The sequence below is a fragment of the Paenibacillus hubeiensis genome (assembly GCF_032334105.1).
Taxonomy (GTDB): Bacteria; Bacillota; Bacilli; order Paenibacillales; family Paenibacillaceae; genus Paenibacillus; species Paenibacillus hubeiensis.
This window is the reverse complement of the sequence record NZ_JAVYAE020000003.1, coordinates 369,203-390,443: the sequence shown is the minus strand read 5'-3', so window position 1 is coordinate 390,443 and position 21,241 is coordinate 369,203. Positions and strand designations below refer to the sequence as shown.

The window sequence follows — 21,241 nt, the reverse complement described above, 5'->3', positions numbered from 1 at the left end:
GCCAGAATTTTGATTTTATGATCTTTGGGAGATGGAACGTATGCTCGAAATTACCCCTAATCTTGATCCGGCCTCGGATGAGCCGATGTATTTGCAGCTATATGAATACCTGAAAGACGAAATACAGAAAAAAAGAATTCCGGCTAACGGCAAATTGCCTTCGCAACGGCGCTTGTCCTCGTATTTGAACATCAGCCGCAATACGGTAGACGCGGCATACCAGCAGCTCGTTGCCGAAGGGTACGTCATCAGCGAAGAACGCCGGGGGCTGTTCGTCGCCGAGATGCAGGATACGTTTCTGCTGGCCGGCCTTCCGCATGATGCACTGCAGTCCGGAAGCGAAGGTGAAGCTGCCGGACTCGAGGGACCGGCGCAAAAGTACGCATTCGATTTTAAATATGGGGAAGTGGACCTGACTCATTTCCCCTTCAAGCTATGGCGTCAAATGATGATGAAAAGCATCATGGCCGAACAAAATAGCGTGATTTTGGCCGGGGAACCGCAAGGAGAACTTGGACTGCGCAAGCAAATTTCGGAGTACATCTATCAATCCCGCGGCGTAAATTGCCGGGAAGAACAAATCGTTATTGGTGCGGGCACGCAGTATCTGTTAAGCATGCTATGCAAGATCATCGGCAGGGAGCATGGTTTCGGGGTGGAAGATCCCGGGTACGATCAGGCCCTTCTGGTCATCAAGGATTACGCAAAACAAGTGGAACCGATCCCTCTCGACAAACACGGCCTGAGCGTGGTCGAGCTGATGAACACGGACGTAAAGGCCGTATACGTTACGCCTTCGCATCAGTTCCCGACAGGTACCGTCATGCCGATCTCCAGGCGGTTGGAGCTGATCGAATGGGCAAAAAATAACGACGGGTACGTCATCGAAGACGATTACGACAGCGAATTCAGGTATGAAGGCAGGCCTATTCCCTCACTGCATAGTTTGGATATGCATGGAAACACCGTGTATTTAGGCACGTTTTCCAAACTGTTGATGCCTTCCATACGAATCAGCTTCATGGTGCTGCCGGAAAAACTGCTAGGAACGTACAACGAGCGGTACGCGGGTTACAAACAAACCGTGTCCAAACTGGATCAGCATACGCTGGAGATGTTCATGGAAAGCGGCGAATGGAGCAAACATCTCAACAAAGCCAGAAACATTTATAAAAAAAGACATCATGCGTTATTGACGGCAATCAAGGATTACATGAAGGACAGCGTTCAAATCATCGGTTCGGCTTCAGGGCTGCACCTGGTGCTGGAGCCGCGCAACGGCATGACCGAGGAAGAACTTATCGCCGCCGCGCAGCATAATGGCGTTTTGATCTATCCGATGTCTGCTTTTTATGAGAAAAAGCATCATTCGGGAAACGCGCAGGTCCTGCTTGGTTTCGGAGGATTGAATGAGGAACGGATCCGCGAAGGCGTTTCTCTGCTCTGCGAGGCTTGGTTTCGTGGACGATAATTTGTCCCGGTTTTGCACGGTAACGCGTTGTGGTCCTATATAAAATTTAAAATCTGGCCCTACCCATTACTCCCGGAATGGTTTAATTTATAAGAGCCAGTTAACAGAGACGAAATAAAAGCATGCAATGCTTGGATGGTTCGTTCGAATTCGGATAGGGGGACTACAGATGAATACAGGTACCGATCGTGTGAAAAGAGGCATGGCAGAAATGCAAAAAGGCGGCGTCATCATGGACGTCATGAACGCCGAACAGGCAAAGATCGCAGAAGCGGCCGGGGCAACGGCAGTCATGGCGCTGGAGCGCGTGCCATCGGATATCCGTGCCGCAGGCGGCGTTGCTCGGATGGCAGATCCAACGATCGTGGAAGAAGTCATGAAAGTGGTGACGATCCCGGTTATGGCCAAAGCACGCATTGGCCACTACGTGGAAGCCAAAGTGCTGGAATCCCTGGGCGTGGATTACCTGGACGAGAGTGAAGTGTTGACACCAGCCGATGAGGTGTACCATATCGACAAACGCGAATTCGTCGTTCCGTTTGTTTGCGGCGCGAAGGATCTGGGTGAAGCGCTGCGCCGGATCGGAGAGGGCGCTTCGATGATCCGTACCAAAGGCGAGCCGGGAACCGGAAATATCGTTGAAGCGGTCCGTCATATGCGTTTGATCAACAGCCAGATCAAGAAAGTGGCGGGCATGTCCAAAGACGAGCTGTATCATGAAGCCAAATTGCTCGGCGTTCCTTATGAGCAGCTGCTGGATGTACACGAAAACGGCAAACTGCCGGTCGTCAACTTTGCGGCAGGCGGTGTAGCCACCCCGGCGGATGCGGCGTTGATGATGCACCTGGGCGCAGACGGCGTATTCGTAGGATCAGGCATTTTCAAATCGGACAGCCCTGAGAAGTTTGCGCGTGCGATCGTGGAAGCAACGACGCACTACACGGATTACAAATTGATCGCCGAAGTATCCAAAAACCTGGGTACGCCGATGAAAGGCATCGACATTGCCACGCTTGCACCGTCGGAGCGCATGTCGGACCGCGGCTGGTAAGATCATCAAGACCACGGTGTGTGACCGTGGAGGACTATAGGTCAAGAAAGCACCACTCTTTATGGAGTGGTGCTTCTTCTTTTTACGCAGGGCAACTGTACGAAAAGGGGAAATGCCGAAGGAACGACTTACACTTTTAATAAAACACCAAACCTTATACAATAAGGCATATCCGCAAGAAGAAAGGAAGATGAAGTGATGCCACTGACCCCTGCAGGAATACAAGCAATGGAGCTTCGGATGGACGTGAATGGGGAAGCGTTCGTCGTACATCCGACATTGTTGTGGGACGAGCAGCATGTCGTTCTTGTCGATACCGGCATTTCCGGGCAATTGGACCTGATCCGTACGATGCTGGAAAAGGAAGGGTTTGCTTTGGACGATTTGACGCATGTCATCATCACGCATCAAGACCGCGACCATATCGGCAGTCTGCCGGAAGTGGTGCAAGCCAGGGAAGGCCAGGTCGCGGTGCTGGCGCATGAGGAGGCCGTCCCTTATTTGACCGCAGCGATCCCGCTCATCAAAAGCAAGGTTTTTGCACCGTCCGTGCAGGTGCATTCGGCACTTCAGGATGGCGACATTCTCCCGTTGGCCGGCGGCATTCAGGTCGTCTATACCCCGGGGCACACGCCGGATCACATGTCACTGTACCATATTCCGAGCAAAACGCTGATCGCCGGTGATGCATTGACTTCGCAAGAAGGCAATCTTCTCTCCTTTGCCCCCCAACATACGTTAGATCCATCCACCGCTTTGCAGTCGATCGCGAAATTGCTGGAGCTCGACGTGGATGCAGTGATCGCTTATCATGGCGGCGCCGTCACGAATCATGTGAAGGAACGGCTGCAAGAAATCGTACATACGACACCCGTCATTCGACCATGTGCGGAGAGCGATGAACCTGCCATTTTCCGCATTATTAACGATGCAGCTATCGCCTATCAAGGGGTTATTCCGGAAGATCGGTATCATGTGCCGTATATGAGCCTGGAAGAGCTGAAGCAGGAGATGAACAGTGGCGTAAACTTCTGGGGCGTCGAGCTTGGCGGACAACTTGTCGGCGTCATGGGTATCCAAGACAAAGGGGATGTGGCGTTAATCCGTCATGCTTACGTACAAACGACAAGCCGCCAGGGCGGCATTGGCACCATGCTGCTGAATCACATCGTTGGATTTACCGACAAACCGATCCTGATCGGCACATGGGAAGCGGCATCGTGGGCCATCGCGTTTTATGAGAAAAACGGCTTCGCCCTAGTTCCGCCGGAGAAGAAAGCGGAGCTGCTGCAGCGATATTGGGACGTGCCGGAAAGGCAGATTGAAACGTCGGTCGTGCTGGCATCTCCGAGCTTTTTAAAGTAAATATGTTCATCCGTGTACGGTTTGGATTCATGGTAAAATGGGATGGCGATGATCATCGTCAACTGAAAATATTGCTCTTGAGGAGGGGGATTATGGAATTTTTTGCGGAATATTTAACGCGCATCGATCATCCGGAGCACCGTGCCCGAATGGAAGAAGTATTGAATTGGGTAAAGGAGTCTTATCCAGTCTTATCGCCCAAAATTGCATGGAATCAGCCGATGTTTACCGATCACGATACGTTTATTATCGGGTTTAGCGTGTCCAAACAGCACATCGCCGTAGCTCCCGAGAAGGTGGTCATTGAACGTTTTGCGGATGACATTACCCAAGCAGGGTACACCCATACCAAGGAACTGATTCGTATGCCGTGGAAAAATGAAGTCGATTTTGGTTTGCTTGCGAAACTGATCGAGTTCAATATATTGGACAAGGCTGAGTGCACTACGTTTTGGAGAAAATAGTAAGCAAGCTCGAAGCACACTACAAAAATAAAAAGGGAGATCCCGTCATGGCAAAAATCGGCCCTAAAATCAAAACGTTTTTGATGTTTGAAGGTCAGGCAGAAGAGGCGATGAACTTCTACGTGAGTCTGTTCGAAGACTCTGAAATCACAAGCATTCAACGATACGGCCCGAATGAAGATGGTCCGGAAGGTTCTTTGCATCAAGCAACATTCAAGCTGGCCGGGCAAACGTTCATGTGTATCGACAGCTACGTGAAGCATGCTTTTTCGTTTACGCCTGCCATTTCCCTGTTTGTTGAGTGTGAATCGGATGAGGAAATTGAACGCACGTTTGCCAAATTGCTGGATGGAGGAACCGTGTACATGCCGCTTGGCGCTTATCCATTCAGTTCCAAATTCGGCTGGGTCGGAGACAAATTCGGCGTGACGTGGCAGCTTAACCTGGCCTGATCCGTTCTCTGAAAAAGCGCGTAAATCGTAGGCTGAAAGCAATCATGACGGAGCAAGAATTCGGACAAGCTTGCTCCGTTCAATATCTTCGATTGCTCCGATAAGCAATGATTTCAGGCTTCAAGACCCACGCCTTCATAAAACTGATACTTGTTTTTGCCGCTTGATTTGGCTTGATATAATGCGGCATCCGCATGCTCAAGCAGCGTGGACAGATCGATATTCATTTGTTCGGTATAAGGAATGATGCCAATGCTCACCGATAATTGGAATTTCTCCTTATCCCTGAGACTGTCCCAGGAGGATAACCGGCCCAGAATCAACTCTGCCTGGTTCACAATCTGATGCTGATCCAACAAATGATGATAATAAACCACGAATTCATCCCCGCCAAGCCGAACGACAAACCCGTCATTGTGCAGCATCAGCTCTTCCAAACGAAGGGCCACTTCCTTCAATACCAAATCTCCCGCATGATGGCCGAACAAGTCGTTTACATTTTTGAAGCCATCCAGATCAAGGAACAACAAAGCTCCATATGCTGTTGGATGTTCATCAAAGTATTTATGCAGGAACTGTCTGTTATAAGCCCCCGTTAACGAATCCCTGAAGGCCAATTTTTCCAAATCCAAATAATATGAAAACAGCCTCGCCACTTTTTGAAACAAATTCACGCTTGTGCGGTCAAATACCGAAGCCGAGGAATTCACGGCGCATAACGTGCCGAATACATCCCCGTTTCTCAGGATTATGGGAACCCCTAGGTAGGAACCGATCCTGGCTTCCCTTAAAGCAGGCAGCAGATCATCCAATGCCGAGTCTTGGGTGATATCTTCATAGACCAACGGCGCATCGCATGAGAAATCAATCCGGTTGCATACGGTGGAGTCGACTTGAATCGTCATCCCTTCATGGATTCCGATCGTTTTATCATTGTCCAACACTTTCAGGATGACTTGCTCTGTGTCGGTGAGGGAACTCAGGAATAAAAACTTATCCCGGAGAATCTGATTGGCCATTTCCAAAATATCGTGCGTGACCTCGTTGAAATTTGTATAAAAAGGAAATTCTTTGATGGGCTGACTCATAATGTAACTCTCCTTAATATCAAATATATATAGTTGCAGACGATCAGGTTATCGCTGTGAAATATGTATTCAAGACCGGGTGTCCGGGTCTTCTTGTTGATTTCGTTTAAAAATAGTATCAACCTATATATTACTAAAAACTTACATTCAAAAAAACAAAAATATTTTTCAATTTTTAATAAAATGAAAAAACAGGACTTCCTAAAACGAGGTTTAGGAAGTCCTTCGTATAATGCTGACCAATTGGAAAATGTTCTAGGGAAAAGTAAAATGTTTAGTTGGATCAAAAAAGAGCATGAGAGGATCATCAAGCGGCTTTGGGCGCCGCAGGTTTGCTGTTTACGATCCAAATGCCGAACAGGACGAGGGCGATGCCTCCAAGCGTGGCGATCTTGAAGGATTCATGTAGGAAGAGCCAACCGGACAACACCCCGATGATGGGAACAGTCAACAATGTAATCGATGCTTTGCTGGCCTCAAGTTTGGACAGAATGTTGGTCCATAATACAAACGCAAGCGCGGACGCAACAATGCCGGAAAACAGCAAGTACAACACAGCGTTCAGATTCCAGTGGGTTGTTCCATGTTCGAACAGCAGGGAGCAAATGAACAGACCGATCGTTCCGAATGCCATCTGCCAGGTCGTGAACTGCACTTTGTCACAGTCCTGAAGCTTTTGTTTGATGATCAGGTTGGAGATTGCCCAAGAGATTGCGGACGAAAGAGCCAGCAGCAAAATCCAAGGATTCCCGGAGAAACGAATGTCCATCGCGAGTCCCAATCCCAGAATGCCAACGATGATTCCAATGGATTTGCGGGTCGTTAACCGGTCGCTTGGAATGACGTAATGTGCCATTAAGGAGAGAAACAAGGGCATGCTGTAGGTCAGCACGGACGTTAAGCCGGCACTGATGTAATTCAGGGATACCTGAATCGCAATGTTAAAATAGGTCGTTTGCAAAATGCCGCAGATCACGAACCATTTGAAATGTTCCCGTTTCGGAAGGGGGATCCGTTTGAAAAACACGATCAGAAAAAGAAAACCGGACCCGACCAAAAAGCGAAAAGCGGCGAATAAAACAGGGGGGAACAGGCCGTTCCCCAGCTTCATGATCACGAAATTGAATCCCCAGATTAAACACAGAACCAAACTCAGAAGTTGCATTTTCAAGTCATATCCCTTCGGTACGTTTTGTTTAGGATGACAGGCTGCCAGGAATATGCTTTGACACCAGGGACAACAGAATATCCTTTTCTCGAACAGCATCCGAATCATACGGAGTGACGGAAGCGTATTGGTCCGAGTTCGTAATAATGATTGGCGTAATTGTGTTATAGCCCTCGGATTGGATGGCTTGTATATCGAATTCCAACAACAGGTCCCCGGCATTCAACCGGTCGCCTTCGTTAATATGGGAGGTGAAGTGTTTTCCTTTCAATTTGACGGTGTCGATACCGACATGAATCAAAATTTCCGCCCCGTCATCACTTACGATCATTATAGCATGCTTGGTTTTGAACAGTTTGGCCACTACGCCATGGACAGGAGATACAACCCTGCCTGCTGCAGGCACGATGGCAACGCCTTTGCCCATCATCTCCTGGCTGAAGGTTTCATCCGGAACAACGCGGAGAGGATGGAGCGAACCTTGCATTGGGCTCAAAATGACACCTTCCGGCACTTCCGTTTGTCCACCAGCATGATTTAAGACACTTTTAGGAGTTGGAGCAGAGGCATTCACGGGTATTTCAACTGTGCTTTCAGGGTTTGGAATGTCTTGGAATCCGATGACCCAAGTGACCACGGCAGCAACAATAAACGAAGCAGCCATGGCGATGGCCAGATAGATGAACGTTTCTCCTAAAAAGAGCGGAATGCCCGGAAGACCTGCCAACGTGTAACCGTACGCTTTGGCTCCATAGAAACCGGAAATGGCTCCTCCGACCGCACCGCCTGTAGCTGCGCCGATGAACGGTTTTTTGAGCCGCATCGTTACGCCGTAGATTGCCGGCTCGGTGACACCCATCAATGCGCTGAACGTAGCTGCACCCGCGACAGATTTGAGGGCTTTATTTTTCGTTTTCAGGAACACAGCGAAGGATGCGCCTGCCTGGCCGATATTGGCTACGGTCATGAGTGGTTTGATGTAATCGTATCCATATTGTGATACGGATTGCACGATGAGCGGAACCAATCCGTAGTGCATGCCAGTGATGACAATCAGCGAGAACGTGCCGCCCAGAACGATCCCTGCAAACAAGCCTGACGTGGAATAGAGCCAAGAGAAACCAACGGCGAGTGCGTTACCCGCATACGAACCGAGTGGACCCAATACAATCAATACGATTGGAATGGCGATGAGCAAAATAATCATCGGTTCGAATACGATTTTCAGCGAACCGGGCACGATTCTTTTAACATATTTCTCGATGTAAGCCAGCAAAATGACGGACAACAGGATCGGCAGTACGGAAGACGAGTAGTCGATCAGGCGCATGGGGGCGCCAAGGAGGCTTAGCTCTGTCACGCCATCCGCACGCAGCGCGGCGAAATTGGGATGAAGGAGCACACCTGCTACAACGACGGCGAAGTAAGGATTCGTCTTAAATTTGTTAGCCGCCGTAATGGCCAAGAGGATGGGCAAGAAATAAAAGGCGGTTGTGGATAGTACAGTCAGCACAACGAACACACCGCTTTCCGGCTGGACCAAATTCCATACCGTGAGCAGGGAAAGCAGCCCCTTCAGCATGCCGGCACCGATGATCACCGGAATGGCAGGGGTGAAGATGCTGGAGATGACTTCGAACAATCGGCTGAATATGTTCTTTTTATCCTTGTTATCCGCAGTAAGTTGCTCTTCATCTTCGTCATCGGTTTTGATGTCGGCAATCTGAATCAGCTGGTTGAACACCGAGCCCACTTCGTTGCCGATAATGACCTGGTATTGGCCGCCGCTTTGGGCAACGCCCATGACTCCGGCCATGTTTTTCAGCCTTTCGGAGTCGGCCCGCCGATCGTCGTGCAAATTAAAACGAATGCGTGTAATGCAATGCGTGGCCATTTTGATGTTTTTCTCTCCGCCGACGCTTTCCAAAATTTCTTTAGCAAGTTGCTTTTTGTCCATGGATCATAACTCCCTTTGAGTCATATTCTCAATTGTAAACACTTACATAACTGTAATGTATCGTGTTCGTTTTCCGGCAATCAAGGGAATGGAATAGGGGATCGATCATCCCCGTCTCCCTTGAAAACCGGCCTTGAAGTAAGTGCTGAACGGTAAATCGTTGGTATTACAACGTTTCGCCGTTACTTGCAATGACTTGCTTGTACCAGTCAAAGCTTTTCTTTTTGATGCGTTTAAGAGAGCCATTACCTTCATCGTCCTGATCGACGTATACAAAACCGTACCGTTTGGACATTTGCGACGTCGAAGCGCTGATCATATCGATGGGTCCCCAGGCCGTGTAACCGATCAGATCGACGCCATCATGGATGGCTTCACGCATTTGCTCGATATGTTTTTTCAGGTAATCGATGCGATAATCATCCTGAATGGTGCCGTCTTCTCGGATCGTATCGATGGCGCCTATGCCGTTTTCCGCAATGAACAAAGGTTTCTGATAGCGATCGTACAGATTGTTCAGCGCATACCGCAACCCCTTTGGATCGATCTGCCATCCCCATTCGTTTTGCTCGAGATATGGGTTTTTTACGCCGCCAATCAGATTGCCGCTTGCTTTTTCGTGCTGCTCTGCCGTGGCACTTGCATTGTTGGACATATAATAGCTGATCGCAATGTAATCGACGATGTTTTCGCGAAGGATCGCATCATCACCTGGCTCGGTTTGCAACACAACGCCTTTTTCTTCGAACATTCTTGCGGAATAAGAGGGATAGTACCCTCTAACTTGAACGTCACTGAAGAAAAAGGAGACACGTTCTTCATGTTGGGTTTCCAAGACGTCATCCGGATTACAGGTGTTTGGATATAATAACAGATAACTGATCATGGAGCCGACCATAGAACCGGGAATGATCTCATGCGCTGCTTTGACGGACAAAGCGCTTGCAAGAAATTGATGATGAGCTGCTTGATACTTGGCTTGTTCGAGATTAGGGTGGCCTTCCTCAATAATTCCTGCACTGACGAAAGGATGATGTTTGAGGCAGTTCATTTCGTTAAAGGTGATCCAATATTTCACTTTGTCTTTGTAGCGACGGAATACGGTTTCTGCAAAACGAACGAAAAAATCGATGCATTTGCGGTTGGTCCAACCGCCGTAAGCATTAACGAGATGTAATGGCATATCGTAATGCGTCAAGGAAATGACAGGTTCGATCTGGTGCTCAAGTAACTTGTCGAATACTTTGTCATAGAAAGCAAGCCCTAGTTCATTTGGCTCCAGTTCATCGCCGTTCGGAAAAATGCGGGTCCATGCGATGGACGTCCGGTAGGTGCTGAAACCCATCTCCGCAAAAAGCTCGATATCTTCTTCATAGCGATGGTAGAAATCATTACCGCGGCGTTTCGGATAGTTTTTTTGAATTGCTGGATCGAGAGCTTCCTGGACCTGACGATGTGTCATCATATGCCATTGGTCCAGCCAATATTTTTTATCCTGCTTGGAATCGAACGTAAATACGTCACTTACGGACAACCCCCGGCCATCCGCATCATAAGCGCCTTCTGTTTGCATGGCCGCAGCCGCTCCGCCCCACAGGAAATTTTTAGGGAAACCTTTTTTCACATGTTCCATGACTTGACCTCCGAAGTAGTATAAGTGATAGAATTTAGTAGTCTGAAGGATTCATGAACAATCCTCATAGGCTCATGCTAAACGCTGGAATGCATTCCAGGTCAAGCACAAATTTCGCGGGGTGGCTCACATGATCAACATCACAAAAATCGCAGAAATTGCCGGAGTTTCGAGAAGTACGGTTTCTCGCGTATTGAATAATCATCCTCACGTTAATGAAACGACCCGGGAACACGTGATGAAAATTATGAAGGAATTCGACTATATTCCGAACATCAATGCCGTTCAGCTAAAGGTAGGCCGAACCAAAATTATCGGTGTCATGACGCCGACGATCAACAATTATTACATGCAATATATCAATGGAATCGCTCTTGAAGGCAAGAAAGAGGGATATCAGGTTCTCATTTACCAAACGGACGAACAAGCTGACCAGGAGCAGGCAGCACTGGAATTGCTGCGCCAAAAAAAGGTAGACGGGCTGATCGTGTTAAGGCGGTTGATGAGCTGGAAAACGATCGAGAAATATACGGAATACGGACCGATTGTGACATGCGAACCTTTGAACAGCGGCAAAATACCTTCGGTATACATGGACCATTATGAAGGATTTCGATTGGGGATAGAGCATCTGGTAGAGAGAGGATATCACCATATCGCCTGTACGATCGGAAGGAAACATAGCACCAACAGCAAGCGAAGAATTCAGGCATACATGGATGTATTGGAGAAATACGGGTTACCGCATAAAGAAGAGTGGATGCTCTACGGCGTCCGCACGGTGGAAGACGGAATTGCGGCATTCAAGAAACTGGAGAGGCTTGCCGATAAACCCCATGCGATCGTAACCACCAACGATTTCGTTGCAAGTGGTATTCTATCTTCGGCACGTTCGAGCGGTTTTCGGGTGCCTGAAGATATCGCCGTGGTAGGATTTGAAGCTGACGAAAGTCAGGTGGCCGACGCCATGCAGCTCACGAATATCACGAATCCGCTCAAAAACATTGGACAGGACATGTTTCGGATTTTCATGAACAAGCTTCAGTGCAAGCCTTTCGAATATCGGAATTTGGAATTCCAATTGATTGTCCGTGAATCGACTTGAATGAAAGATTCAAGTCTCGAAAAGCCGCGATATCGCGGCTTTTTGCGTTGAATGACATGGGGCATGAATTCATACGGGCTGGGCCAACAAATAGTCTTGTCAAAAGTGTACCCGCATGATAAAGTTGATAACGATTATCAATATCATTAAAAAAGGGTGGATTCATTTGTTGAAACGGACAACTTCAATCTGGCTTATGCTTGTACTGGCCATGATGCTTGTATTGAGTGCATGCGGTCAAAAAGCAACAACAAATACAACGAACGAGACAACCAATCAGGTGTCTGCGGGAACGGAGACACCAACCGGTTCAGGTTCATCCGGTTCAACAGCAGAAGAGGAAACGGTGACGTATCAATCCGATGCAGGTGAGATACAAGTGCCTAAAAATCCGCAGCGCATCGTCGATCTGACGGCATTCTCGACAGGTTATTTCGTTGCGCTGGATGCACCGGTCGTCGGAGCGCTCTCGGGCGCGATGAACAACAAATACATTAAAGATCAATTGGCCGGCCAAGGTACGACGGACCTGGGCGAGCAGCCGACAGCCGAGCAAATCGTCAGCCTGCAGCCGGACTTGATCATCGCTTATACAGGAACCGAGGGAATTGATCAATTATCCCAGATTGCTCCCGTCGTACAGCTCAAGTATGGTGCGCTAAACTACAAAGACCTCATGCTGGAGCTGGGCAAACTGACCAATCGGGAAGATGCGGCCAAAGCATGGGTCGCGAACTGGGAAGCCAAGATTAACGAACTGAAGCCGCAGGTGAAGGCCGCGGTAGGCGACCGCACGGTTTCGATCCTCAACCCGTATTCGAAGGGGCTATATGTATTCGGCCATAATTTCGGCCGCGGCGGGGAGATCATCTATGGGGAATTTGGCCTTAAAGCGCCAGCCAAGGCTCAAGCCGAAGCGATCGACAGCGGAACAGGCTGGGCTTCCATTTCAATGGAAGTGCTGCCGGAATACGCGGGTGACATCATCTTTACGAGTCCATGGTCGGGCGATACAAGTGATCCGCAGATTGTTTACGAGAACAAGATCTGGGCTAATCTGCCTGCGGTGAAGGCCGGACATGTATTCCAGCTTGACCCTACCTCGGACACGTACAATGATCCCATTTCTTTGGAAGGCCAGTTGAAGTTTATTACCGATAGCTTGCTTTCCGCCAAATAAATCCTTATCCGTCCATAACGTTTAACCATAAAAACGAGTATTCCTGAAAGGCTTCCTAGCGGAGGTTCAGGAGTACTCGTTTTATTTCACGTCTATTTAAATAGGATATAACGTTCGAAGAGAAGGGATACATCGAGAAATACAGAATATTTGAGGGTGTATGCTGGGAGCTTGCTTCGGGGTATTCGTCGTATCAGCGATTGTTACAAGTTATGATACAGGGAGGAAATGATCCGTGGTACTAGATGACGAAGCTTTTAAAAAGCTGATATCCACCAGAAATGTTGGGAGAGTCACGTATGGAATAGAAAAAAGGGAAGCAGAGAACGAAAAATGGATGAATGATTTATTGGTCAAAATGGGGCATAACTCGTCGAGAATCGAACATCATTGGAGATCGGTAACGAGGGAGTATGCCCATCAGATTCTTGAATTCATCTTTACCATGGAAATGACCCACAAAAGCCGCTATTTCGCGATGCGAACCTGAATCTCCGTCAGAAATTCATCGGTATGGATCGTTTCCCGGTTGTCGATTTCATAGATTTCGAAAGGGGCATCCAGCAATGCATATCCGTTTTCACTGGCATGGTCCATGACGTCCATGATCCGCTTTGCACTCTGAGTATAATCCCCTCGGTAACAAAGTGAAAGGTACTCCCCGGCGGGAAGCAGATCATCGTAGTCGCGGGCGTTTCGATCCAAAATGAAAAAGATGGAGTCGAACACCTCCTTCATGCCTGCCTGCAATTCCTCGACAGCCACGGATGCTCCGAATAATTGATTGCCAAAATCACGGATTTTGCTTTCATGCTTTTGATGCAGCTTTTTGATCGCCAAGTCCATTTCCTCATCCCTCGTGATCCGCATCTTTAGCTGTAAGCAAGGCCGATCGGGATAGGATTTGATCGTGAATACTCCAGTTTCAATGTTCTTTGCTGCAGACAAGACATGGATTCGTTCCTGGATAAGTTGTTGCTTGAAACGCAGCCTTTCGATCTGTTCGCTGATCAGCGCCTCCTCCGTATGGAACAACGAAAGCGTACTATCAATGCTTTGATGGTCCAAGTACTCTTTGATCTGCTGCATGGAGAAATCCAATTGGCGCAAATCGCGAATAATGTTCAATTTGTATATGTCATGCAAGCCATAGAGCCTATATCCATTGGTGTCCCGTCGTGGCTGGAGCACGCCCAATTTCTCGTAATAACGCAAGGAGTCCGCGCCGATTTGATACAGTTTGGATATTTCATTGATTTTAAAAACACTTTTCATGCCTCGATCCAATCCTTCTTCAATAAGTAATCAGTCAAAAAACAAACGATGGAACGCCAAATGGCTTTTTGCCTTGCGGAATTCGCCTGGCGAACATCCGACAATGCCATGAAAGACTTTGATAAAATAACTGCTTCCCGAGAAGCCCACTTGTTGGGCAATTTCCTCAATGCTAAGATCGGTTTCGCGCAGCAATCGCACCGCATGGCCGAGCCGGATCTTGGTCAAATACTGCAGCGGGGACATTCCTATGGCTGCCGTAAATCTTCGGATAAAATGAAACTTGGACAAACCTGCCGCCTGTGCACAAGCATCAACGCCTGAAATAACCGGATAATGCTCCTCCATCCAGGCCAAAGCCTTGCGAATCGCTTCCGGATGGTCGCCGTCTCCGTCTGTATGACTGGTATAACGTCTCAATTCCATCATGAATCGGTAGACGGATGACGAAGCACGGAATGCATCCGATAGCTGACCATCCCTGGCATCGAGAAAAATATGCTCCAATGTATGGATCACCGAATGGTGACGCGGAATGGGAACGATCGGGCCGTACTTTTTTTTGACAGCATGCCAGTGGTCCTGCAGCCCTGTAGGACGAAACAGCAAAAAAAGGAATTCCCAGGATTCGTCACGGTCATCGAAGCGATAACAGTGATCGTCCGGGATTTCCACGAGCAATGCCGTCTCCTCCGGAACGAGGTACTCTTTGCTGCCTACACGTAGGCGTCCTTGTCCGGATAACGTATATTGAAAAAGAAAAAGGGGGCCGTCGGACCGCTTCAAACCGTCCCAGGAATAGAGGGGGGACGAGACCTGGTCGCGACCGACGGCATATAATTCATAAAGGCCCATGGCTGCCGCTTCGGAAAAGCGGAACCCGATCGTTGAATATTCAGGCTGATTCAATTTTGGTTTAGTCATCTTCTAAGTATATGGAAGTTTACGGTTCGAGTCTATACAATGCGGCTCCATGCGGAGCAATCTCGGCAGACAACGTCCCGTCATTGACGTTAACGTGCTGTCCTGTCCAAAGCTCTTTCGCGCCAGAGAAGCGGGTTACGCCGATTTGCTGCAATCGAACGGAGACGGTGGCCGCATCGTCACCAACATTAAACAATGCGACGTACACGGAGCCGTCCGTATGATTGGCTTGCCATACAACCTTGTTATCCTCACGGGATACCTGGCGTGCGCCAAAGCCGTTTCTGTGCAGATCAAGCACGTCCCGGTTGGTCAAGAGGGATAGCGTCCAATCGTCGTTGTCCCGCATTTCTCCGCCAAACATGAGTGGCGAACGGAAAATGGACCACAAGGTCATCATCGTCAATTGTTCGTCCTTGGTAAACCGCGTCCACCGATCGCTGCCTCCGCCGTCCACGGAACGAATGCCGAGATGGCCGAGCGGCAGCATGTCGCAATCAGGCCACTGGCCTGGCTCCACATGTTCGGCCCACTTCTCGCAGCGTTCGAACATGCCGAGCAGCAGGGGCCACAGATCCCAGAAATCGTCGGTCATGCGCCACATGTTGGCATTGGCTTTGAATTCCTCGGCGTGCTCCAGAGGGGCTGGCCCCGGTGAAAGGCTGAGAACCATCTCTCTGCCGCTGCGGTCAATGGCTTTGCGAATCATTTCGATTTCAGGCAAATGGGCTTGATACAGGCGGGATGCAGCAATGTCATCCACTTTAACGAAGTCGACGCCCCAGGATGCATACAGTTCAAACAATGAATCGTAATAGGCCTGAGCACCTTCTTTGGCTGCATCTACGCCGTACATGTCCGTGTTCCAAGGGCAGATCGAATTCGGGTGGGCGATGTCCCGAGCCGTGGCCGAGGTGCCCAGAATCGGCGTTGCCGCATGGGCAGCTTGACGAGGGATGCCGCGCATGATGTGGATGCCGAACTTCAGGCCCAAACTGTGCACGTAATCCGCCAATGGTTTGAATCCTTTGCCCCCGGCGGCAGAAGGGAAGCGGTTAACGGCTGGCATCAGCCGAGAGTATTCGTCCATTTCCAGAGGCACAAACGGCCGATACTGCGAAGATATTGCTCCCGGTTCGTACCATTGGATATCGACGACCACGTATTCCCATCCATACGCCTTCAAGTGCTCTGCCATATACTCCGCATTTCCGCGAATCTCTTCTTCACGCACGGCAGCACCATAACAATCCCAGCTATTCCAGCCCATAGGCGGGGTAAGTGCAAATTGGTGATGATTCATGTCCAGATCCCATCTTTCGTTGATAAAGTATGTTCTGGCTTCATTTTATGGGAACGAAGGATAAGGGACAATCATAAAGTATTGCTCAGGTTGTAAAATATTGCTGTTCTATTGGCGTGAAGAACCACGTTGTAATGCCTGTAACGGGTTAGATAGGCTGAATCATGATATAATGGGCTGAAATGGAATAAATATGATGAACATCGAGACTACCAAAGGGTATGGAATGGAGGGAAACGTATGGACCACCGGCAGCTGCTTCCTTTGGTCGAACGGCTGGATGCGAGAGGCATCCCTTACGCTTTAGGCGGCAGCGGATTACTGCGTTATCTGAACTTGATTCAAAGCGTAAACGATTGGGACTTGACGGTTGAATGCTCCAAAGTCGAGCTGCTGGAAGCCATCCATGGATTCGACTACAAAGAACAGCCGAGTGGAGACCACCCGTTTGCCAGCGAATACCGATTGAGTTTGCCTTCATTGAACGTGGATATCATCGGGGGCTTTGCTATATATTCAGGCAAGGGTGTGGTTAAATTGCCCATCCGGCGTATGAGCTTCTGGGACGGAGTCCATGTTTCCCATCCAGAAGTCTGGTATATTGCTTACAGATTAATGGATCGCGGAACGAAAGGCGATATGTTGTTTCAGTATTTGCAGTCCAATAAAAGGTTGGTCAATCAGGACCTCGTTCACGAGCTGCTTGCTGCCGATCATCTTGATCCGTTTTTGCGCAATGAGCTTAACGATTTGTCATTACCCGCAGAATGAGCATGACATGGAACAGGCGCTATCCTCATCATTGCAACTCATTTATTTCCCTTTTACGACAGACATAAACGAAAGCCGGAGGGAAGTTGAGCGGAACGAATTCCACTTTATCGATGACAAATGTTTCGGTCAATTGCTTTTTCATTTGAAGCGAATACTGGAAAGCAATGAACTGCCCGCCAGGTTTCAGAGCCGAATGAATCTGTTCGACCAATGCATCCCTCAGTTTGCGCTCGAAATTGAAAAAGGGAAGTCCGCTAAAAATGCAGTCCAATTGCTCGACATTCGCTTGTTGGATCGTTTCCACCAGGTGGGTCGCATCGGCATGACAGGTGAAACGCGGATATTCGGCCTGCAAATTGTTTCTCATGGTCGCGTCCATTTCGAACAAAAACACCTTTGTCGCTTCGGTTGCCCGGGCTTGAATTTGGCGGGTGATTGCTCCCGTTCCCGACCCAAGCTCCGCGGCGGCCTTCATTTCATGCCATGGCGCATGTTTCACCATGGTGTTCGCCAAAAAGCGGGAGCTCGGCATGAGGCTTCCGACCCGTTTCGGGCTTTGAATGAAGCTTCTCAAAAATATTAGATTTTCATTCAGAGTCAACGTTTCCACCTCCATTTCCGTTAACATTGCAAAAATAGAAGCGAAGCCAAGATATATGCTAACCAGCATACGTACCTGCTGCAAAAAAGGTAATGGTCCAACATCACGCACTCGTGGTTGGAAGCAGGGCAATTTTTCGATGATCGGCTTCATGGCTATCTTAATGAACATAACTTAGGAACCACCGGGGATATTTCTAAAGAAATTCTAAAGAATTCGTTGCTATATAAACCGCACTAATTAATCACACCAGGCCACTGCGGTTTATATAGCGATACGGAGTGGATAAAAAGGCAACAAAAAAACCTTGCCAACCTTCGTTGACAAGGAACGATTACAGAACCGTGAGAAGTCGCTTTATGGCGGCTTTTTTGGCGTTTTAGCACGTACGAAGAATGGAGGAAAGGAGGGCGTTTTATAGAAAAAAAGGAATAGATCCGGTTTACAAATCGTAATAATTACGATAAACTAGCTTTTGCAAAACGTAATTATTACGATTAACAGGAGTGCCAGACATGATCTTATCCTCTTTGCGGGATGTTGTATTTGGCTATGGCCATGAACCGGTCATCGAACAACTCTCGCTAGACATTGCTACCGGACGGTTCATCGGAATCACGGGGGCTAACGGAGCTGCCAAAACGACCTTGCTCAAACTGATGCTTGGATTGCTCAAACCTTGGAGCGGTACGGTGTCGTTCAATAATGTGCGGGAAGACGGAACGAAGGTGATCGTGGGATACGTGCCGCAGCAAGTATCTTCCTTCAATGCCGGCTTCCCAAGCAGTGTCATCGAGCTGGTGCGTTCAGGTTGTTATGCGCGCTTGGGGTGTTTCGGCCGATTCAGCAAACATATGCATGACGTGGTTGAGCAAAGCTTACGGCAGGTCGGCATGTGGGAATACCGTCATCGCAAAGTCGGCGAGCTGTCGGGTGGCCAGAAACAACGCGTATGCATCGCACGGGCGCTTGCCCAGGAACCGGATGTACTCGTGCTGGACGAACCGGTGACCGGTTTGGATGCCAAGAGCCGGATCGAGCTGTATCGATTTTTGAAGGATAACGTGACAGCGCATGGGAAAACGGTAATTATGGTTACCCACGGCCTGGAGGAATTGGCACAGTATCTTGACACGGTCATCGAACTGGAAAGAAGGGAGGATGAGGGATGGCGATGTTTGGTTACGAATTCATGCAGCGTGCTTTCTGGGCAGGCGCAATGATCGGCATCATTGCCCCGATTCTGGGAGTGTATTTGATGCTGCGCCGACAAGCGCTGATGGCCGACACGCTCTCGCATGTCTCCCTTGCCGGCGTGGCGTTGGGATCGGCCTTGTCGCTTAATCCTTCGCTCAGCGGATTTGCCGTAGCGATCCTTGGAGGCATACTGATCGAGCAGCTTCGGCGCTCTTATCGCACCTACAGCGAGCTCCCGGTAGCGATTATCATGATCTCCGGCCTGGCACTCGCCGTTGTCCTGATGAGTCTTAAGCAAAATTGGAGCAAAAGCTTGAGTTCCTACTTGTTTGGTTCCATCGTTGCCGTAAACGACACCCAACTGCTGCTGATTGCTGCGGTGCTGCTTACAGGACTGGTGTACTTTATTATCTTAAGACGTCCGTTATACAACCTGACCTTTGACGAAGAGACAGCCACGATTTCGGGCGCAAAGGTGAAGCTGCTGTCCTTTTCCTTTGCCGTACTGACCGGCATGACCGTAGCGGCAGCGATGCCGGTTGTGGGCGTGCTTTTGGTGTCGGCATTGATCGTGCTGCCCGCCTCGCTTGCGTTAAGGATTGCGCCAGGGTTTGCAGCCGCGATACATATCGCGATTGGCACCGGTCTGGCCGGTATTTTTTCCGGTTTGAGCTTGTCCTACTACATCGACACACCGCCTGGCGGTACGATCGCATTGGTTTTGCTCGTTTTCCTGCTTGTCACGATGCTTTTCCAAAAGCTGCTGCAGCGCCGCAGTCGGCGAAGCGTGAAATATGCCAAAGAACGAATGAACAAAAGGAGTGCATGAATATGAAATTTTGGAATCGCAGTTTTATCTTTTTAGCTTTGTCGCTTGTATTGGTTCTGGCCGGATGCGGCACGAAATCGAACAGTGCGGGCTCTTCAGCATCCGATAACGCAGCGTCTTCAACGACCGAAACATCCACTGACGATGCTGCACAGAAAAAGCTGGAGATCAAGACCAGCTTCTATCCGATGTACGAATTCACTCGTCACGTTGCCGGAGATTTGGCCAATGTCGAAAATTTGGTGCCAGCAGGCATGGAGCCGCATGACTGGGAGCCGACCGCACAGGACATGGCAAAGCTGACCGAAGCCGACGTGCTGGTATATAACGGTGCCGGTTTGGAAAGCTGGGTAGGCCAAGCATTGGATAGCGCCACAGGCTCGAATCTGAAAGCCATTGAAGCAAGCCAAGGAATCGACATTATGGAAGGCTCGGAAGAAGAAGGCCATTCTCATTCTCACGGCGATGAGGCTCATGCCGATGATCATGATCACGACCATGGAGAGGAAGCGCGTTCCGAAGAAGAGCATGACCATGACCATGAACATGGCGAGCATGCACATGAGGAACACTCGCATGATGAAAGCGGGCATGTTCACAATCACGGCGGTCTGGACCCTCACGTATGGTTGTCGCCGCAGCTGGCGATTCAAGAGGTTCGTAATATTGAAAAAGGATTATCCGAAGTTGCCCCGGAATACAAAGAACAGTTTAAAGCCAATGCCGATGCATACGTCACCGAACTCGAAGCGCTGGACAACGAATTTACGGAAGGTTTGAAGGATAGCAAACGCAAAGATTTCATTACGCAGCACGCGGCCTTTGGTTATTTGGCCAAACAATACGGGTTGACGCAGGTACCGATCGCTGGATTGTCCCCCGATCAGGAGCCATCTCCGGCCCAAATGGCAGACATCGTGCAGTTTGCCAAGGAGAACAACGTTAAAACGATCTTCTTCGAAACACTGGTCTCTTCCAAAGTGGCCGACACGATCGCTAAAGAGATCGGAGCGAAAACAGATGTTTTGAATCCCATTGAGGGACTTACGGAAGAAGAGCTTGCCGCAGGAAACGACTATGTGCGCGTGATGCGCAGCAACCTTGAAGCATTAAAAACAGCATTGAACGAATAGCGATACGTTGCAAACACGAATCCATGTATACAAATCCAATAAACGAGAAGGCGTTGACTTTTGTGGTCAACGTCTTTTTGTGCACTGCATATCATGAATTCCATCACAAATTGGACACAATTTCCAAATGGGTATAGCTACGTCGAGCTATATGGGAAAGAGGCAAATGTTTGTACACTAAACACAGTTTGTTGTTATCGATGACGTTGCAATCCTTTCGTGGCAATGACGAAATCCATGATGAAAGGAGGGAAATTCCATTCCAAAAGCA

The 21,241-nt window shown here is 49.0% G+C and carries 19 protein-coding genes; 11 read left to right on the top strand and 8 right to left on the bottom strand.

What is annotated here, in order from left to right:
* Positions 1–40 precede the first annotated feature (40 nt).
* The 5 genes from pdxR (at position 41) to RSX24_RS11775 (ending at position 4,803) form a co-directional block, all read left to right on the top strand.
* Positions 41–1,471: a MocR-like pyridoxine biosynthesis transcription factor PdxR gene (gene pdxR, locus RSX24_RS11795; protein ID WP_343260694.1), complete on the top strand. Its 1,431-nt coding sequence runs from the start codon at positions 41–43 to the stop codon at positions 1,469–1,471.
* 169 nt (positions 1,472–1,640) lie between these two features.
* Positions 1,641–2,522: a pyridoxal 5'-phosphate synthase lyase subunit PdxS gene (gene pdxS / locus RSX24_RS11790; protein WP_236413872.1), complete on the top strand. Its 882-nt coding sequence runs from the start codon at positions 1,641–1,643 to the stop codon at positions 2,520–2,522.
* 198 nt (positions 2,523–2,720) lie between these two features.
* On the top strand, positions 2,721–3,887 hold the full coding sequence (locus tag RSX24_RS11785) for a GNAT family N-acetyltransferase (protein ID WP_343260693.1): 1,167 nt from the start codon (positions 2,721–2,723) through the stop codon (positions 3,885–3,887).
* A 92-nt stretch (positions 3,888–3,979) separates the two neighbouring features.
* Positions 3,980–4,351: an iron chaperone gene (locus RSX24_RS11780; RefSeq protein WP_339278098.1), complete on the top strand. Its 372-nt coding sequence runs from the start codon at positions 3,980–3,982 to the stop codon at positions 4,349–4,351.
* Positions 4,352–4,398: 47 nt separating this feature from the next.
* Positions 4,399–4,803: a VOC family protein gene (locus RSX24_RS11775; protein ID WP_236413877.1), complete on the top strand. Its 405-nt coding sequence runs from the start codon at positions 4,399–4,401 to the stop codon at positions 4,801–4,803.
* A 113-nt stretch (positions 4,804–4,916) separates the two neighbouring features.
* Here the strand turns inward: RSX24_RS11775 and RSX24_RS11770 are convergent, their stop codons facing one another.
* From RSX24_RS11770 to RSX24_RS11755, 4 genes are all read right to left on the bottom strand, one after another.
* Positions 4,917–5,891 (bottom strand): diguanylate cyclase, encoded by a 975-nt coding sequence (locus RSX24_RS11770; RefSeq protein WP_343260692.1) that lies wholly within the window; start codon positions 5,889–5,891, stop codon positions 4,917–4,919.
* 307 nt (positions 5,892–6,198) lie between these two features.
* A complete protein-coding gene (locus RSX24_RS11765; protein WP_236414347.1) occupies positions 6,199–7,056 on the bottom strand; it encodes a DMT family transporter in 858 nt (285 codons plus the stop codon).
* Positions 7,057–7,087: 31 nt separating this feature from the next.
* Positions 7,088–9,016: a beta-glucoside-specific PTS transporter subunit IIABC gene (locus RSX24_RS11760; RefSeq protein ID WP_343260691.1), complete on the bottom strand. Its 1,929-nt coding sequence runs from the start codon at positions 9,014–9,016 to the stop codon at positions 7,088–7,090.
* 166 nt (positions 9,017–9,182) lie between these two features.
* Complete coding sequence (locus tag RSX24_RS11755; protein ID WP_343260690.1) at positions 9,183–10,649, bottom strand: glycoside hydrolase family 1 protein; 1,467 nt, start codon at positions 10,647–10,649, stop codon at positions 9,183–9,185.
* A gap of 130 nt (positions 10,650–10,779) precedes the next feature.
* On the opposite strand from RSX24_RS11755, the gene RSX24_RS11750 reads away from it, so the two are divergent.
* Both RSX24_RS11750 and RSX24_RS11745 read left to right on the top strand, forming a co-directional pair.
* Entirely contained in the window at positions 10,780–11,754 is a 975-nt protein-coding gene (locus RSX24_RS11750; RefSeq protein ID WP_236413885.1) for a LacI family DNA-binding transcriptional regulator, read from the top strand.
* Positions 11,755–11,920: 166 nt separating this feature from the next.
* Complete coding sequence (locus RSX24_RS11745; protein WP_343260689.1) at positions 11,921–12,934, top strand: ABC transporter substrate-binding protein; 1,014 nt, start codon at positions 11,921–11,923, stop codon at positions 12,932–12,934.
* A gap of 468 nt (positions 12,935–13,402) precedes the next feature.
* On the opposite strand, the gene RSX24_RS11740 is transcribed toward RSX24_RS11745, so the two are convergent.
* The 3 genes from RSX24_RS11740 to RSX24_RS11730 are packed head-to-tail and all read right to left on the bottom strand — an operon-like array spanning position 13,403 to position 16,436.
* The gene (locus tag RSX24_RS11740) at positions 13,403–14,209 is read right to left on the bottom strand and encodes a MerR family transcriptional regulator (protein WP_339278105.1); all 807 of its coding nucleotides are present in this window, start codon (positions 14,207–14,209) and stop codon (positions 13,403–13,405) included.
* 30 nt (positions 14,210–14,239) lie between these two features.
* Positions 14,240–15,133, bottom strand: coding sequence for an AraC family transcriptional regulator (locus RSX24_RS11735; protein WP_343260688.1), 894 nt, complete (start codon positions 15,131–15,133; stop codon positions 14,240–14,242).
* Positions 15,134–15,152: 19 nt separating this feature from the next.
* Positions 15,153–16,436 (bottom strand): glycoside hydrolase family 27 protein, encoded by a 1,284-nt coding sequence (locus RSX24_RS11730; RefSeq protein ID WP_343260687.1) that lies wholly within the window; start codon positions 16,434–16,436, stop codon positions 15,153–15,155.
* A 240-nt stretch (positions 16,437–16,676) separates the two neighbouring features.
* Between RSX24_RS11730 and RSX24_RS11725 the strand changes: the two genes are divergently transcribed.
* Complete coding sequence (locus RSX24_RS11725; protein ID WP_343260686.1) at positions 16,677–17,207, top strand: hypothetical protein; 531 nt, start codon at positions 16,677–16,679, stop codon at positions 17,205–17,207.
* A 28-nt stretch (positions 17,208–17,235) separates the two neighbouring features.
* Here the strand turns inward: RSX24_RS11725 and RSX24_RS11720 are convergent, their stop codons facing one another.
* Positions 17,236–17,811 (bottom strand): class I SAM-dependent methyltransferase, encoded by a 576-nt coding sequence (locus tag RSX24_RS11720; protein ID WP_343260685.1) that lies wholly within the window; start codon positions 17,809–17,811, stop codon positions 17,236–17,238.
* A 515-nt stretch (positions 17,812–18,326) separates the two neighbouring features.
* Here RSX24_RS11720 and RSX24_RS11715 point away from each other — a divergent pair.
* From RSX24_RS11715 to RSX24_RS11705, 3 genes are read left to right on the top strand one after another with little or no spacing between them, the layout of a single operon-like run.
* Positions 18,327–19,034, top strand: coding sequence for a metal ABC transporter ATP-binding protein (locus RSX24_RS11715; protein WP_343260684.1), 708 nt, complete (start codon positions 18,327–18,329; stop codon positions 19,032–19,034).
* Entirely contained in the window at positions 18,980–19,837 is an 858-nt protein-coding gene (locus tag RSX24_RS11710) for a metal ABC transporter permease (protein ID WP_236413894.1), read from the top strand. The genes RSX24_RS11715 and RSX24_RS11710 overlap by 55 nt, the downstream gene beginning before the upstream one ends.
* Before the next feature lie 2 nt (positions 19,838–19,839).
* Complete coding sequence (locus RSX24_RS11705; RefSeq protein WP_343260683.1) at positions 19,840–20,970, top strand: metal ABC transporter substrate-binding protein; 1,131 nt, start codon at positions 19,840–19,842, stop codon at positions 20,968–20,970.
* The last annotated feature ends 271 nt before the right edge of the window (positions 20,971–21,241 follow it).